The sequence below is a fragment of the Endobacterium panacihumi genome (assembly GCF_050847465.1).
In the GTDB taxonomy this organism is placed as follows: domain Bacteria; phylum Pseudomonadota; class Alphaproteobacteria; order Rhizobiales; family Rhizobiaceae; genus Neorhizobium; species Neorhizobium panacihumi.
Map to the genome: position 1 here is coordinate 224640 of NZ_JBOZRA010000001.1, position 14990 is coordinate 239629.

Consider the following 14990-nt stretch of genomic DNA (forward strand, 5'->3'; position numbering starts at 1 on the left):
GGTTGTTTCGACAGATCAACGCGAGGAGGCGGGCTTTGGTTCAATGCGTCGCCGTGCCAACGATCTCTTTCAGCTGCGCCTGTGTGAACGGTTTTGCCAGACGGGGCAGTTGCTGGTCGGAGCCGGCGGGCAGTTCGGCATAACCCGTCGCCAGGATCACCGGCAGGGTTGGCCTCAGTTTGGCGATCTCCAGCGCCAGTTCCGAACCGGTCATCTGCGGCATCGAATGGTCCGTGATGACGAGGTCTAAAGCCTCACCGCTGTTGATCACCGACAGTGCATCGGCGGCGCTATAGGCCTCTATCACCGTGTGGCCGAGATCTTCAAGCATCAGCGTCGTGTTCATCAATACCAGCGCGTCATCATCGACGGCCAGAATGGTGAGCGGGCGAGTGTTGTCTTCCGGCAGGATCAGCGGCAGTTCGGGTTCGAGGATTTCCTCATCCTCACCGGCCACCGGCAGACAGAGAAAGATCGTCGTGCCGTCGCCGCGCGCACTTTCGATGGAGAGCGCGCCGCCGGATTGTTCGATCAGGCCCTGCACCATGGAAAGGCCGAGGCCGGTGCCACGACCGACACCCTTGGTGGTGAAGAAGGGTGTTGTCGCATGCGCCAGCGTTTCGGCATCCATGCCTTCGCCATCGTCCTTCACGCTGATGCAGAGGTAGCGACCCGGCTTCAGCCTGCCATCCGTCTCGGTGATGTCCTGCGGGACGGCGGAAATGGTGATGGTGCCGCCATTGGGCATGGCATCACGGGCATTGACGATGAGGTTCAGGAGCGCCGTTTCCAGCTGGTTCGGATCAGTCTGCACATAGGGCAGATCGTCTGCAAACTCAGTCTCGATGGCCAGCGTCTGGCTGAGCGAGCTTTTGAGGAAATCCCGCATGCCATGAACGAGTTTGGGCACATCGACCGGTAGCACATTCAGTTCCTGCCGGCGCGAGAAGGCCAGCATACGTTGTGTCAGCGCCGCACCGCGCTCGGCGCCGCGAATGGCGTTGTCGATCAACGGCAGCAAAGACGGGTCTTCCGGTAGGCGCTTGCGCAGCATTTCCAGGCTGCCCATGATCGCCATCAGCAGGTTGTTGAAATCGTGGGCGACGCCGCCGGTCAGCTGGCCGATCGCCTCCATTTTTTGCGCCTGAAACAGTTCCTCTCGCGCCTTTGCGAGCGCTTTCTGGGCTTCCATGCGTTCGCTGTTGTCGCGGGTGATCTTTGCAAAGCCGATCACATGGCCGGCATCGTCGTGGATGGCGTCGATGACGACATGCGCCCAGAAACGGCTGCCGTTGCTGCGTACCCGCCAGCTTTCCTTTTCGAAGCGACCTTCACGGCGGGCAATGGTCAAGGCGCGCTGCGGCTCGCCGCGGGCGCGCTCCTCATCGGTATAGAAACGCGAGAAATGCGCGCCGATAATCTCTTCGGCGCGAAAACCCTTGATGCGCTCGGCACCGGAATTCCACGTCGAAACATGACCGTCGGCATCCAGCATGTAGATGGCGTAATCGGTGATGGAATCCAGAAGCGTCTGGTAGAGCCCGTCGCTCGTCAGCATAGCCGGATGGCCCTTGGCCAGATTCATGGTCGTCCCGTCGCTCCCTCAAGGTCTCACAAGAATACCCTAATACGGAATTCGTTCCAAAACCGATAATTCATCGGAAAGGGTTGCCGAGCGATTGACAAATCGGCTCTGTCGAATTACGACTGACGAAAATTAAAATTCGTCAGTCGTAACGGAGCAGACATGAGCGATAGCCTTCCGGCCAGTCATGCCGCCGCGAGCGCCCATACCGCAGATGTGCGGTCGGAAAATATCACGCGCATTCTCGACGCTGCCGAACGGCTGTTCCGGCACTACGGTTATACCAAGACCAATGTGGCCGATATCGCCAAGGAACTCGGCATGTCGCCCGCAAATATTTACCGGTTCTTCGCCTCCAAAGCGGAGATCCATCAGGCATTGGCGCGCCGAATGCTGGCCGCAAGCTATGATCTGGCGGTTGCCAATGCTGCTGCCGGTGAAACGGCCGCAGAGAGTTTGCGCCTTTATGCGCTTGGGCAGCATCGCATGACGCTTGAAACCATGGTGCATGAGAATAAGGTGCACGAAATGGTTGTTGTTGCCATTGCTCAGCAATGGCAGGTCATCGAAGAGCATATCGAACGGGTTCGCGTTCTTGTCGCGGAACTGATCGATCGGGGCATCAAGGCCGGCGAGTTTCGCCAGCAGAATGTCGAAGTTGCATCGGATTGTTTCATGCAGGCGACGGTGGCGCTGTGCCATCCTCAGATCATTGCAGACTGTCTTTCTGAAAGCCGGCAGGCAACGCCGGAAGATCTCGTTGAATTCGCTATCAGGGCGCTGCGCTGATCCCGTTGAGGGCAGCTGCGCCGGGTTTCAATCGCATGGGAGTGCGGTCATGTCGTCGTTTTCGAAATTGTCCATCGGTCTTGTCCTGGCGTCCACGCTCGCCCTTCTTGCCGGATGTTCGGAAGAAAAAAAGCCTGAAGCCGCAGAGGTTCTGCGACCGGTAAAAATTGCCGAAATCGGTGCGGCCGATGAAGGGCGCGCACTTGTCTATTCCGGCTCTGTGCGAGCGCGAAAGCAGATGGATCTCGGTTTTCGCGTGGCCGGCAAGATCACCGAAAGACTGGTCGATGTCGGCGAGCGTGTGACGCCCGGCACCGTGCTTGCCCGTCTCGATGCGACCGACCTGCAATTGGCTGTGCGCCGCGCCGAAGCCGATCTGGCATCGGCCGAAAAGCAGGTGGAAATTTCCGCGCTTGCCCGCCGCCGTGCTGAAAACCTCGCCTCGAAGAACATCGCGCCGCAGGCCGAACTTGAGCAGAGCGTACTCGCCGCCGATCAAGCTCTTTCGGCCCGCCAGTCTGCCGTCTCGGCGCTGGAACAGGCGCGCAATCAGGTCGCCTATGCGGAACTCAAATCCGACGTGAACGGCATCGTTACGGGCGTCAGCGCCGAAGCGGGTCAGGTGGTTGCCGCAGGCACGGCCGTAATTTCCGTTGCCGTTGATGGTGAAAAGGAAGTGGAGATCGCGGTGCCGGAAAACGACATCGCCCAGTTCCGTCCGGGCAAGACGGTTTCGGCGAGTTTCTGGTCCTATCGGGACCTGACGCTCGAAGGCAAGGTGCGCGAAGTGTCCGGCAGCGCCAACACCCAGTCGCGCACATTTACCGTTCGCGTCAGCCTGCCGGATGACGAGCAGTTGCGGCTCGGCATGACCGGCATGATCACCGCCCGCACCGACGGCGCGGTTGCCGCCTATTCCGTGCCGCTTGCCGCCGTTGCCGAAAAGGATGGCAAAAAGATCGTCTGGATCGTCGACAAGGCCAAGGGCACTGTGCATTCGCGTGTCGTGACCGTTGCCGGTTTTGCCGATGACGGCGTGCGGATCGCCGATGGCGTCAAGCCCGGCGAGGCGGTCGTTGCCGCCGGAACCCAGTTCATGGCGGAAGACATGAAGGTGAAGGTGCCGGGAGCAGCGACGGCAGAAGCCGAGAGCAATCCGCAGACCGCGCCGCAGGGCGCTGACCGTTCGTAACCGCAGCCGGTAGAGGGAAAAGAGATCATGTCATCCTCCGATCACACACCTTCCGGTTCCAACCCCGGCCCGGTTTCCGGCGCCGAGCAGACGCCCGAAAAGCAGCCCTTCAACCTGTCGCGCTGGGCGATTGCCCATCCGAGCATCGGCCGTTTCCTGTTCGGCCTGATCATCATCATCGGTGCCCTCGGCATCATGAACATGGGCCAGAAGGAAGATCCCGATTTCACCTTCCGCGTCATGGTCGTGCAGGCCGTGTGGCCGGGCGCCTCGCTGGAGGAAATGCAGGATCAGGTCGCCAACAAGATCGAGCGCAAGCTGCAGGAAACGCCGCATCTCGACTGGGTGAAATCCTATTCGCGCGCCGGATCAACGATCATCACGCTGCAGATCAAGGGCGATACCAATGCCGATGATGTGGCGGACGCTTTTTATCAGGTTCGCAAGAAAGTTGGCGATATCACAGACCTTCCGAGCGGTTTGCTCGGTCCGTATTTCGATGACGAGTTCGGTGATACCTTCATCACGCTGCATGCGATCAGCGGCGATGGCTACGGGTATCCGGAGCTGAAGAAATACGCCATTCAGGCACGCGACATGCTGCTGGCGACGCCCGGCGTGGAAAAGGCCGTCATCCTCGGTGACCAGGCGGAAAAGATCTATATCGACGTCTCGTCCAAGGTGTTGGCCGAGCACAACCTGACCTTCAACGATCTCCAGAGCGCCCTTGAGGGCCAGAACACCGTCGATCCGGCCGGAAATATCGAGACCTCCAGTCGTTCCGTCCGGATCGCGGTGGAGGGGGGCGTGACGACGCCGGAAGACGTGCGCGAACTGCGCCTGCGCACCGGTTCGCAGGTCATCCGTCTCGGCGATATCGCCACCGTCTCCTCCGGGCTCGTCGACCCTTACGAGCGCAAGTACCGTTTTAACGGCCATGACGGCGTGCAGGTCGGTGTGGTGATGGCGCCGGGCTTCAAGGTGACGGATGTCGGCCATTCGGTTGAGGAAACCTATGCGCGTTTCATTGCTTCCATGCCGGTCGGCGTATCTGTGGATCAGGTTTCCAACCAGCCGGAAGTCGTGACGGAAGCCGTCGGCGAATTCACCCAGGCGCTGATGGAAGCGCTGGTCATCGTGCTCGCGGTGTCGCTGATTTCGATCGGCTGGCGCTCCGGCATCATCATCGCCATCGCCATTCCGCTGGTTCTCGCGGCAACGCTTGCCATCATGTACACGCTGGGCATCGAGTTGCAGCGCATCTCGCTTGGTGCGCTAATCATCGCGCTCGGGCTTCTGGTGGATGATGCGATGATCGTCGTTGAGATGATGGAGCGAAAGCTGGAGGAGGGGCTGCCGAAACTCGAGGCCGCCACCTTCGCCTATTCCTCCACCGCATTCCCGATGCTGACGGGTACGCTGATCACTGTCGCCGGCTTCATCCCCGTTGGTTTCGCCAATTCCACCGCCGGCGAATATGTCCGCTCGCTGTTTTATGTGGTCGGCATTGCGCTGGTGGTTTCGTGGTTCGTTGCCGTCTATTTCACGCCCTGGATCGGCTATATGCTGCTGAAACAGCGCGCCCATGTCGGCACCCATCACGATGCCTATGACACGCGTTTCTATCGCGGCCTGCGCCATTCCGTCGGCTGGGCGGTCAAACACCGGGTGATCGTGCTGTTGACCACGATTGGTGTGTTCGCCGGCAGCCTGTGGTCTTTTCAGTTCATTCCGCAGAGCTTTTTCCCGCAATCGTCGCGGCCGGAAATTCTGGTCGATATGTGGCTGCCGGAAGGCACCTCGATCGAGGAGACGGAACGTCAGGCGAGGGCGCTGGAAGACCGTATCCTGCCAGACCCCGACAAGACATTTGTCGCCACCTATATCGGCGAGGGCGCGCCACGCTTCTTCCTGCCGCTCGACCAGCAGCTTCGCAACCCGAACTATGCGCAACTGCTCGTCATGGCCAAGGACGTGGAATCGCGCGAACGCATGATCGAAAAACTGCGCAAGACGCTGGCGGAAGACTTTCCGACCGTGCGTGGCAAGGTCGATCGCCTCTTCCTTGGCCCTCCGGTCGGCTGGGCTGTGCAGATGCGCGTGCAGGGTCCGGATCGTGACGAAGTCCGCCGCATTGCCGATCAGGTGAAGGAACGTTTCCACCAGAACCCGGTTCTCGGCGCCATCCACGATGACTGGCTGGAAAAGGTGCCGTCTATGAAGCTTGTCATCGACCAGGACCGTGCCCGTGCGCTTGGTGTCTCGTCGCAGCGCGTGCGACAGATGCTGTATGCCGCCACGACCGGCGCGCCGCTCGGCGATTTCCGCGATGGCGAGGAAACCGTGTCGATCGTTGCCCGCGAACCGGCGGAAACGCGCAAACTGCTGTCGGCTGTCGAAAGCGTCTATATCCCCACCGACAGCGGTGCCTTCGTGCCGGTCTCACAGATCGCCCGTGTCGAACCGGTGCTGGAAAACGGCATCGAATGGCGCCGCGACCGCCTGCCGACCATCACTATCAAGGCGACCGTGCCGGACAGTGTCGAGCCGACCGACCTTTCGGTCAAACTCTACAACCAGCTCAGCGATATCCGCGCCGAACTTCCGGCCGGTTACCGGCTGGAAATCCAGGGTGGTGCGGAGGATGCGGCCGAAAGCCAGGTGTCGATTGCCGCCAAGGTGCCGGTCATGCTGCTGGTCATCGTGGCGCTGCTGATGGTTCAGCTCCAGCATTTTGGAAAATCCATGCTGGTGCTTGCCACCGGTCCGCTCGGCATCATCGGTGCGGCCGCAGCGCTGCTGATCAGCGGTGCGCCCTTCGGCTTCGTGGCGATCCTCGGCGTCATCGCGCTGCTCGGCATCATCATCCGCAACTCGATCATCCTGATCGACCAGATCGACCAGGATATCGCGGCCGGCATGCACAAGGCCGAAGCGATCGTCGGCGCTGCCGTGCGTCGTTTCCGGCCGATCATGCTGACGGCGATGACGGCGGTTTTGGCGCTGATCCCGATCTCCTGGGGTCTGTTCTGGGGGCCGCTGGCTTACGCGATGATGGGCGGCATCATGGTGGCCACCGTGCTGACCATCTTCGTTCTGCCGGCCGGTTATGCGCTGTTCTTCGGTCGCGAGCCGAAGCAGAAAGATGAAGCCTCAGACCAGCAGAATGAGCCGCAGCAACTCGACCTGCCGATGGCGGCGGAATAACGCAATCCGAGGCCTGTTCCTGAAGCGTGGAACAGGCCTCGCCAAACATCGTCTCCTTTGGTGGAAAATTCTCCGGCCAAGCCTTTGCCTGAGTGGTGCGTTTCTCGCGCGGCCTCGCGCTGCCGCATATGTTTGCAGCAATCGCAAATCCCACCGGAGTTTTTTGATGAACCGCCTCCTGATCCTCGGCACTGCCATTGTCGCCTTGTTTGTGCAGCCGGCCTTCGCGCAGGAGCAGAAACTCCTCAACGCCTCCTATGATATCGCCCGCGAGCTTTTCGTGGCTGAAAACGAAGCCTTCGTGAAGGCGCATCCGGGCGTCACCATCGACCAGTCGCATGCCGGCACCTCCAAGCAGGCGCGCTCGATCGTCGAGGGGCTGGAAGCCGACGTCGTGACCTTCAATCAGGTGACCGATGTCGAGTTTCTGGTGAAGCAAGGTTTTGTGGCTAACGACTGGCAGAACGCCTTCCCGAACAGCGCGTCACCCTTCTATTCCTTCCCGGCCTTCCTCGTGCGCGCCGGCAACCCGAAGAATATCAAGGGCTGGGCCGACCTGGGTCGTGACGATGTTCACGCCGTCTTCCCGAACCCGAAGACGTCGGGCAATGCGCGTTACACCTATCTGGCTGCCTATGCCTGGGCCAAGGAAGAGTTCAAGCACGATGCGGAAAAGATCGAAGCCTACATCACCAAGATCTTTGACAATGTTCCGGTCTTCGACACCGGCGGTCGCGCCGCCACCACGACATTCGTCGAGCGCGGTCAGGGCGATGTGCTGATCACCTTCGAGGCCGAAACCCGCGGCATCGAAAAGCAGTATGGCAAGGACAAGGTTCTGAGTGTCATCCCGTCGGTATCGCTGCTCGCCGAGTTCCCGGTCGCCGTTGTCGACAAGGTTGCCAAGAAGCATGGCACCGAACAGCTGGCAAAAACCTATCTCGACTTCCTCTACACGGAAGAGGGCCAGCGTGTTGCCGCCAAGTTCGGTCATCGCGTGCACAATGAAAAGGTTGCCGGTGAATTCAAGGATCAGTTCCCGGAAATCCGCCTCGTCAATGTCGATGACGTGTTTGGCGGCTGGTCAAAGATCCAGTCGGAGCATTTTGCCTCTGGCGGCACGCTCGACAAGCTTTACGGCAGCCGATAATCGCGCATAGTCGTTCAAGTCCATTCAGCCCGGCGGAAGAACACTCCGCCGGGTCTTGCTGTATAAGGAACCGACTGCGTGAGACGCCGTAATGTCCTGCCCGGCCTGCCGCTTTCGCTGGGCGTGACCCTGTTTTATGTCGGCCTGATCGTGGTGCTGCCGCTGGCAGCGCTCGTGTTCAAGGCCGCGAGCCTTGGGCCTGCGGATTACTGGCAGATCATCTCGTCATCGCGGGCCATCGCGAGTTATCGTGTTACGGTGCTGTCGGCGCTTGGGGCGACGCTGTTCAACCTGTTTTTCGGGCTGGCGCTCGCCTGGGTCATCACCCGTTATCGTTTTCCCGGAAGGCGTATCGTCGATGCCATGGTCGACCTGCCGTTTGCCCTGCCGACGGCGGTGGCCGGTATCGCGCTGACGGCGCTGTTTGCCAATAATGGCTGGTTCGGTTCGGTGCTGGAAAGTGCCGGCATCAAGGTCGCCTATACGCCTTTGGGCATCATGATCGCCATGTGTTTTACCTCGCTGCCCTTCATCGTGCGCACGGTGCAGCCGGTACTGGAAGATCTCGATCCTGCGCTGGAAGAGGCGGCGCAATCGCTCGGCGGCTCGGATTGGTCGATTTTCCGCAAGGTCATCCTGCCGCTTTTGACGCCTGCACTTCTGGCCGGCGTGTCGCTCTCCTTCGCGCGTTGCCTCGGAGAATTCGGCGCCATCATCTTCATCGCCGGCAACCAGCCGATGTCGACGGAAATCACCGCATTGCTGATCTTCATCCGGCTGGAAGAGTATGATTATCAGGCCGCTGCCGCCATCGCCTCGGTGCTGCTGCTCACCGCTTTCTTCATGCTCGGCGTCACCAACTGGCTGCAGGCGCGGGCGCTGCGTTATACGGTGAAGGGATAAGTCATGAGCACGCTCTCCACCCGAAAGAAGCCGCCACGCGTCGGCGACAATCCCATCTTCCGCCGCGCGCTGATCGGCATCGTGCTCGTTCTCGTCGCCTTCGTCATCGTCGCACCGCTGATCATCATCGGCGTCGAGGCGTTTTCCAAGGGCTGGGCCGTCTATCGCGACACGATCATCCATCCCGATACGCTGCATGCCATCGGGCTGACCGTGCTCGCAGCGCTGATCGCCGTGCCGGTCAACACCGCCTTCGGCATCGCGGCAGCATGGGCCATCACCAAGTTCGACTTTTGGGGCAAACGGTTTCTGCTAGTGCTGATCGAGATCCCGTTTTCGGTTTCGCCCATCGTGGCCGGTGTCGCCTATCTGTTCGTTTACGGCTTGCAGGGCCTGTTCGGCCCGCTGCTGGACGCCTATGATATCAAAATCCTGTTCGCCATTCCGGGCATCATCATCGCCTCGATGTTCGTCACCGCGCCTTTCGTGGCGCGCGAACTGATCCCGCTGATGCAGGCGCAGGGGCGTGATCTCGAAGAGGCCGCCACATCGCTTGGCGCTTCCGGCTTTCGCACCTTCCTGTCGGTGACACTGCCGAATGTGAAATGGGCGCTGCTTTACGGTGTCATCCTGTGCAATGCGCGCGTGATGGGCGAATTTGGCGCGGTGTCGGTTGTCTCCGGCAATATTCGCGGCCAGACCAATACGCTGCCTTTGCATATCGAACTGCTCTATCACGATTATCAGGCGGCGGGGGCCTTTGCCTCTGCCTCCATCCTGGCATTGCTTGCCGTCTTCACCATCATCGCCAAGGTTTTGCTGGAGCGCCAAGGCGCCGGCCGTGTCCGCAAAACCGCCAACCCGGCAGAGAAAACCGCATGAAAATCCGCCTCGAAAACGTCGTCAAAACTTTTGAGACCTTTCGCGCCGTCAAGGACGTGTCGCTCGATATCGAGAGTGGCGAGCTCGTCGCGCTGCTCGGCCCCTCCGGTTCGGGAAAAACCACGATCCTGCGCATGGTGGCGGGGCTGGAATATTCCGATGGCGGCACCATCCATTTCGGCGATCAGGATGCCACCGACATTCCGGTGCGCGACCGTGGCGTCGGTTTCGTGTTCCAGCATTACGCGCTGTTTCCGCATATGACGGTGGCCGACAACATCGCCTTCGGCATGAAAGTGTCTAAGGTGAAGCGCGAGAAGGCTGCGATCGAGGACCGTGTCACCGATCTGCTGCGGCTCGTCCGTCTAGAAGGTCTCGGTGACCGTTTCCCGGCACAGATTTCCGGTGGCCAGCGGCAGCGTGTGGCGCTCGCTCGTGCCCTTGCCGTCGATCCGAAAGTGCTGCTGCTCGATGAACCTTTTGGCGCGCTCGATGCCAATGTACGGCGAGACCTGCGCCGCTGGCTCAGAGAAATCCATTCGGAGCTCGGGATTACCACCTTGTTCGTCACCCACGATCAGGAAGAAGCGCTCGACCTCGCCGACCGGGTGGTGATTTTGAAGGACGGTCAGATCGTGCAGCAAGGCACGCCGGAAGAAGTGTGCCGCGATCCGCAATCCGCTTTCGTGATGAAGTTTCTGGGTGATGCCAATGTGATCACCGCGCAAGTGCGCGATGGGCGTGCCTATACCGGGGATGTGTCTGTGGAGGCCGCTGGCGTGGCGGATGGCAGGGGCGAGATTTATGCGCGGCCGACCGATCTCGACTGGTCTCACGCCGGACCGGGCATTGCCGCGACGATCTCGCGCGTGCTCGACCGCGCCGACGGCCGCCGTGTGCTCGCAACAACGGCGGCGGGTGAGGCGCTGGAATTCGATGTGGAGCCGGAGCGGGTGGTGAAGGCCGGCGAGGCGGGGTTCGTGACGCTAAGGCGAGCAAAAGTGTTTGCTGTCTAGGCGAGAATCTCGAACGCACCTTCCGTCAGCACCTCGCCATTGACGATCAGTTCCACAGCATGCCGGCCGGGATAATGCACGCGCGTGGTGAAATCTCGGATGGCGCGGCTGATGGAGAGTTCAACATCAGTACCGGCATCCAGCGAAATCTCTTTCCATTTGAACACCTTTTTCGAGGTGCCGCCGGCTTTCTTCACGTAATGCACGGCGTAATCGACCACGAGTTTTTGTGAAGCCTCTGACGTCGAAACGAGATGTGTAGAAACCTTCACCGTGCCGCCGAGTTTCAACGCTGATGGTGTCACAGCAAAGCTTTTCACCGTTACCTCGGCCTTGTGTCCTGCGCCCAGCACATGCAGCGCACGGGCGTCGCCCTTCTTGATCAGCGTGCGCAGAGCCTGCCGGATGATCCAGGCGCTGTGGGTATTGGTCTGGTTCCAACCGGCGATCTTTTGCAGCACCCAGTCCGGGTGATCCTTGGTGATGTCGTTCAGATGATTGGCGACGGATTTGCGGACATAAAGCGCCGGGTCGCTGCGCAGGTTTTCAAGGATTTTTGACACCGGTGAAGGATCGGCGATCAGCGGTTTCAGCTGGAACGACCATGGCAGGCGTGGCCGGCAACCCTCCGAGGCGAGGCGGCGGACGTGCTCGTTGTCGTCTTGCGACCAGCCTTCCATGACTTGCAGCGTGCGTGCCATGTCCTTTTGCAGAAAGTGTCGGATGGCGAATTCCGACGAGCCGAAGCGGGTGAAGTAGGCGAGGGCCTGCATGGAAAGGTCGAAATGGTCGTGACCGTAAAGCGCCACATATTCCGGCAGCGTGATCGACGCAAAACCGTGACTGATGCGCTGTGCCAGCGCCGACAGGATTTCGATGTTCTTCTCGTACGGGCCGGGCAGGGTGGTGTGAAAGGATACCGCGATCTGCCGCAGACGCTGCATGATGCTGAGATCGTCCAGCCCCTCGGATGCCAGCGTCAGAAACCGTTCGCCGTCGAAACCCGGATGGATCGCGGCGGTTTCGTTAGCAAAATGCGTGAGACGGGCGCGATTGAATATTTCCTTGAGCAGAGGTGCGGCTTCGGTCGTGGCGTCGGTCATCATGGCTTCCATTGCTATTGGGTGGGTGGCATCCATCCTCCCCGTCGTCATCCTCGGGCTTGACCCGAGGATCCACACTGCACCCTCTGAGCGCTTGGTTTTGGATCCTCGGGTCAAGCCCGAGGATGACGGGGTGGGGGGAGGTGCGTTGTAACTCTCCACCTAATGTTCACTTTTTGTTTTCGTATGCGACTCTGCTCAAACACACAATCCCAAAAACAAAACGGCCGGAGTTTTCACTCCGGCCGTCCCGTCATTCACATGAAGCTGGTGGATCAGCTCATCTGGCTGACGTATTTGGTTTCGAGATAGGCCTGAACGGCTTCCGAACCGCCTTCCGTGCCGTAGCCCGAATCCTTGATGCCACCGAACGGCACTTCCGGCAGGGCAAGGCCGTTGTGGTTGATGGTCAGCATGCCGGCTTCCACCTGACGACCGAGTTCGTGGGCGGTCTTGACCGAGCCGGTGAAGGCATAGGATGCCAGACCGAAGGGCAGGCGGTTTGCTTCTTCAACGGCATCCTCGAAGGTCGAGAAGCGGTTGACGATGGCGACCGGGCCAAACGGCTCGTCGTTCATGATCTTGGCCGAGGTCGGAACATTGGCAAGAACGGTCGGCTCGAAGAAATTGCCCTTGTTGCCGATGCGCTTGCCGCCGGTCTTCAGGTCTGCGCCGGCGGAAACGGCGTCCTGAATGAGGGCTTCCATGGCCGGGATGCGGCGCTCGTTGGCGAGCGGGCCCATGACCGTGTCGGCTTCAAGGCCGTTACCAACCTTGATGGCTTCGGCGGCCTTCACAAAACCGTCGAGGAATTTGTCGGCGATACCGTCCTGAATGAGGAAACGGGTCGGCGCGACGCAGACCTGACCGGCATTGCGGAATTTCGACATGGCGGTGATTTCGATCGCCTTGTCGAGATCGGCGTCGTTGAAGATCATGACGGGCGCATGGCCGCCGAGTTCCATCGTGGCGCGCTTCATGTGCTTGCCGGCGAGGGCTGCGAGGTGCTTGCCGATCGGGGTCGAGCCGGTGAACGAAATTTTCCGGATGACCGGATGCGGGATGAGATATTCCGAGACTTCGGCCGGGATGCCGTAGACGAGACCGATGACGCCAGCCGGAACGCCGGCATCGGCGAAGGCGCGGATCAGTTCGGCAGGCGATGCCGGGGTTTCTTCCGGTGCCTTGACGATGATCGAGCAGCCGGCGGCAAGAGCGGCAGACAGTTTTCGCACGATCTGGTTGATCGGGAAATTCCACGGCGTGAAGGCGGCAACCGGGCCGACCGGCAGCTTGATCGCCATCTGCGAGACGCCGGTGAAACGGGCCGGAATGATCTGGCCATAGGTGCGGCGTGCTTCTTCGGCGAACCAGTCGATCGTGTCGGCGGCGCCCAAAACTTCCATCTTGGACTGGGCCAGCGGCTTGCCCTGTTCGCGCGTCATCATGTAGGCGATCGCATCGGCGCGTTCGCGCAGGTTGTCGGCGGCCTTGCGCATGATCTTGGAGCGTTCGAAGGCAGACGTGTCGCGCCAGATCTTGAAACCCTTGTCGGCAGCTTCGAGCGCCAGATCGAGATCCGCCTTGCGGGCGTGGGCGATCTTGCCGATCACCTCATCCGTTGCCGGATCGGTCACTTCGATGGTCTCGCCCGCGATGGCATCGCGCCATTCGTTTGCAATGAAAAGCTTGACGTCGGGATAGGTCGTCATGGTGTCCACTTTCGTTTTCGGAAGGATGGAGACGGGGCCGGGAGGAGGCCGGCTCAGGCAATAGCGGTCCTGACGTAGGATAGATGGAGCCGACAATCAACGGCTTGACAAAAAGTAATACTAAATGAATGCGGCAGCCCCTCATCCGCCTGCCGGCACCTTCTCCCCGCGAGCAGGGAGAGGGGGAGCGCAGCTCGCTGCGCTCTGGGTGAGGGGCGATGTTGACCTGCCAAACTCAGAAAAACGCCTGAATCCCAGTCTGCGCACGGCCCAGAATGAGCGCGTGCACATCATGCGTGCCCTCATACGTGTTCACCGTCTCGAGGTTCTGCGCGTGGCGCATGACATGGTATTCGATCTGGATGCCGTTGCCGCCATGCATGTCGCGAGCCTGACGGGCGATGTCGAGCGCTTTGCCGCAATTGTTGCGCTTGACGATGGATATCATTTCCGGCGCCATCTTGTGGGCGTCCAGCAACTGTCCGACGCGCAATGAACCCTGCAGGCCGAGCGCGATTTCCGTCTGCATGTCGGCCAGTTTCTTCTGGTAAAGCTGCATGCCGGCCAGCGGCTTGCCGAACTGTTTTCTGTCCAGGCCATACTGGCGGGCGCGGAACCAGCAGTCTTCCGCCGCGCCCATCACGCCCCAGGAAATGCCGTAGCGGGCCCGGTTGAGGCAGCCGAACGGACCTTTCAGGCCCGACACATTCGGCAGAAGCGCATCTTCGCCCACCTCGACGCTGTCCATGACGATTTCGCCGGTGATCGAAGCGCGCAGCGACAGTTTTCCGCCGATCTTTGGCGCGGAAAGCCCCTTCATGCCCTTTTCGAGCACAAAACCGCGGATCTCGTTATTATGCGCTTCCGACTTGGCCCAGACGACAAACACGTCGGCAATCGGCGCGTTGGAAATCCACGTCTTTGCACCGCGCAGGCGATATCCGCCCTCGATCTTTTCGGCGCGGGTCTTCATGCCGCCGGGGTCGGAACCGGCATCGGGTTCTGTCAGGCCGAAACAGCCGATCAGATCACCGGAGACGAGGCCGGGCAGGTATTTCTGCTTCTGCTCATCCGAACCGTAGGCGAAGATCGGGTAAATGACGAGCGAGGACTGCACGCTCATCATCGAGCGGTAACCGCTGTCGATGCGTTCGATCTCGCGGGCGACGAGGCCATAGGCGACATAGGATGCGTTGGCTGCGCCAAACTCTTCCGGCAATGTGACGCCCAAAAGGCCGGTCTGGCCCATCAGCTTGAACAGGCCGACATCGGTCGTTTCGTCGAGATAGGCTTTTTCGACACGCGGCAGGAGCTCCGATTTCGCGAAGGCGGCGGCGGTGTCGCGGATCATCCGCTCGTCTTCGCTGATCTGCTCGTCGAGCAGAAACGGGTCTTCCCAGGAAAATGCGCTACGCGTGCTCACGATCATGCCTCCAATATCGATGTGACCG

At 60.4% G+C, this 14990-nt stretch carries 11 protein-coding genes; 7 read left to right on the plus strand and 4 right to left on the minus strand.

Going from position 1 to position 14990, the window contains the following annotated elements; translation table 11 throughout:
• Window positions 1-40 precede the first annotated feature (40 nt).
• Window positions 41-1585: a PAS domain-containing sensor histidine kinase gene (locus ACRQ1B_RS01055; RefSeq protein ID WP_432291828.1), complete on the minus strand. Its 1545-nt coding sequence runs from the start codon at window positions 1583-1585 to the stop codon at window positions 41-43.
• A gap of 162 nt (window positions 1586-1747) precedes the next feature.
• Here ACRQ1B_RS01055 and ACRQ1B_RS01060 point away from each other — a divergent pair, with 162 nt between their 5' ends.
• From ACRQ1B_RS01060 to ACRQ1B_RS01090, 7 genes are all read left to right on the plus strand, one after another.
• The gene (locus ACRQ1B_RS01060) at window positions 1748-2374 is read left to right on the plus strand and encodes a TetR/AcrR family transcriptional regulator (RefSeq protein WP_432291829.1); all 627 of its coding nucleotides are present in this window, start codon (window positions 1748-1750) and stop codon (window positions 2372-2374) included.
• Between the two features lie 49 nt (window positions 2375-2423).
• On the plus strand, window positions 2424-3566 hold the full coding sequence (locus ACRQ1B_RS01065; RefSeq protein ID WP_432291830.1) for an efflux RND transporter periplasmic adaptor subunit: 1143 nt from the start codon (window positions 2424-2426) through the stop codon (window positions 3564-3566).
• Window positions 3567-3593: 27 nt separating this feature from the next.
• On the plus strand, window positions 3594-6773 hold the full coding sequence (locus ACRQ1B_RS01070; RefSeq protein WP_432291831.1) for an efflux RND transporter permease subunit: 3180 nt from the start codon (window positions 3594-3596) through the stop codon (window positions 6771-6773).
• A 166-nt stretch (window positions 6774-6939) separates the two neighbouring features.
• Window positions 6940-7923, plus strand: a complete 984-nt coding sequence (cysP, locus tag ACRQ1B_RS01075) for a thiosulfate ABC transporter substrate-binding protein CysP (RefSeq protein ID WP_432291832.1) — start codon at window positions 6940-6942, stop codon at window positions 7921-7923.
• 78 nt (window positions 7924-8001) lie between these two features.
• Entirely contained in the window at window positions 8002-8826 is an 825-nt protein-coding gene (gene cysT, locus ACRQ1B_RS01080) for a sulfate ABC transporter permease subunit CysT (protein ID WP_432291833.1), read from the plus strand.
• A 3-nt stretch (window positions 8827-8829) separates the two neighbouring features.
• Complete coding sequence (gene cysW / locus ACRQ1B_RS01085; protein WP_432291834.1) at window positions 8830-9708, plus strand: sulfate ABC transporter permease subunit CysW; 879 nt, start codon at window positions 8830-8832, stop codon at window positions 9706-9708.
• A complete protein-coding gene (locus ACRQ1B_RS01090) occupies window positions 9705-10724 on the plus strand; it encodes a sulfate/molybdate ABC transporter ATP-binding protein (protein ID WP_432291835.1) in 1020 nt (339 codons plus the stop codon). The genes cysW and ACRQ1B_RS01090 overlap by 4 nt, the downstream gene beginning before the upstream one ends.
• On the opposite strand, the gene ACRQ1B_RS01095 is transcribed toward ACRQ1B_RS01090, so the two are convergent.
• From ACRQ1B_RS01095 to ACRQ1B_RS01105, 3 genes are all read right to left on the minus strand, one after another.
• Window positions 10721-11827 carry a DNA alkylation repair protein gene (locus tag ACRQ1B_RS01095; RefSeq protein ID WP_432293778.1) on the minus strand — a complete coding sequence of 369 codons (1107 nt, stop codon included), beginning with the start codon at window positions 11825-11827 and terminating at the stop codon, window positions 10721-10723. The two genes, ACRQ1B_RS01090 and ACRQ1B_RS01095, sit on opposite strands and share 4 nt — an antisense overlap.
• 275 nt (window positions 11828-12102) lie before the next feature.
• Window positions 12103-13539, minus strand: coding sequence for an NAD-dependent succinate-semialdehyde dehydrogenase (locus ACRQ1B_RS01100; protein WP_432291836.1), 1437 nt, complete (start codon window positions 13537-13539; stop codon window positions 12103-12105).
• A gap of 235 nt (window positions 13540-13774) precedes the next feature.
• Entirely contained in the window at window positions 13775-14968 is a 1194-nt protein-coding gene (locus ACRQ1B_RS01105) for an acyl-CoA dehydrogenase (protein ID WP_432291837.1), read from the minus strand.
• Window positions 14969-14990 lie beyond the last annotated feature (22 nt).

What these genes read in the sequence shown, in the direction of transcription:
- ACRQ1B_RS01055 (WP_432291828.1), bottom strand. Translation starts at nt 1,585, where the DNA reads ATGAATCTGGCCAAGGGCCATCCGGCTATGCTGACGAGCGACGGGCTC.
- ACRQ1B_RS01065 (WP_432291830.1), top strand. Translation starts at nt 2,424, where the DNA reads ATGTCGTCGTTTTCGAAATTGTCCATCGGTCTTGTCCTGGCGTCCACG.
- ACRQ1B_RS01100 (WP_432291836.1), bottom strand. Translation starts at nt 13,539, where the DNA reads ATGACGACCTATCCCGACGTCAAGCTTTTCATTGCAAACGAATGGCGC.
- ACRQ1B_RS01060 (WP_432291829.1), top strand. Translation starts at nt 1,748, where the DNA reads ATGAGCGATAGCCTTCCGGCCAGTCATGCCGCCGCGAGCGCCCATACC.
- cysP (WP_432291832.1), top strand. Translation starts at nt 6,940, where the DNA reads ATGAACCGCCTCCTGATCCTCGGCACTGCCATTGTCGCCTTGTTTGTG.
- ACRQ1B_RS01095 (WP_432293778.1), bottom strand. Translation starts at nt 11,827, where the DNA reads ATGACCGACGCCACGACCGAAGCCGCACCTCTGCTCAAGGAAATATTC.
- ACRQ1B_RS01070 (WP_432291831.1), top strand. Translation starts at nt 3,594, where the DNA reads ATGTCATCCTCCGATCACACACCTTCCGGTTCCAACCCCGGCCCGGTT.
- ACRQ1B_RS01090 (WP_432291835.1), top strand. Translation starts at nt 9,705, where the DNA reads ATGAAAATCCGCCTCGAAAACGTCGTCAAAACTTTTGAGACCTTTCGC.
- cysW (WP_432291834.1), top strand. Translation starts at nt 8,830, where the DNA reads ATGAGCACGCTCTCCACCCGAAAGAAGCCGCCACGCGTCGGCGACAAT.
- ACRQ1B_RS01105 (WP_432291837.1), bottom strand. Translation starts at nt 14,968, where the DNA reads ATGATCGTGAGCACGCGTAGCGCATTTTCCTGGGAAGACCCGTTTCTG.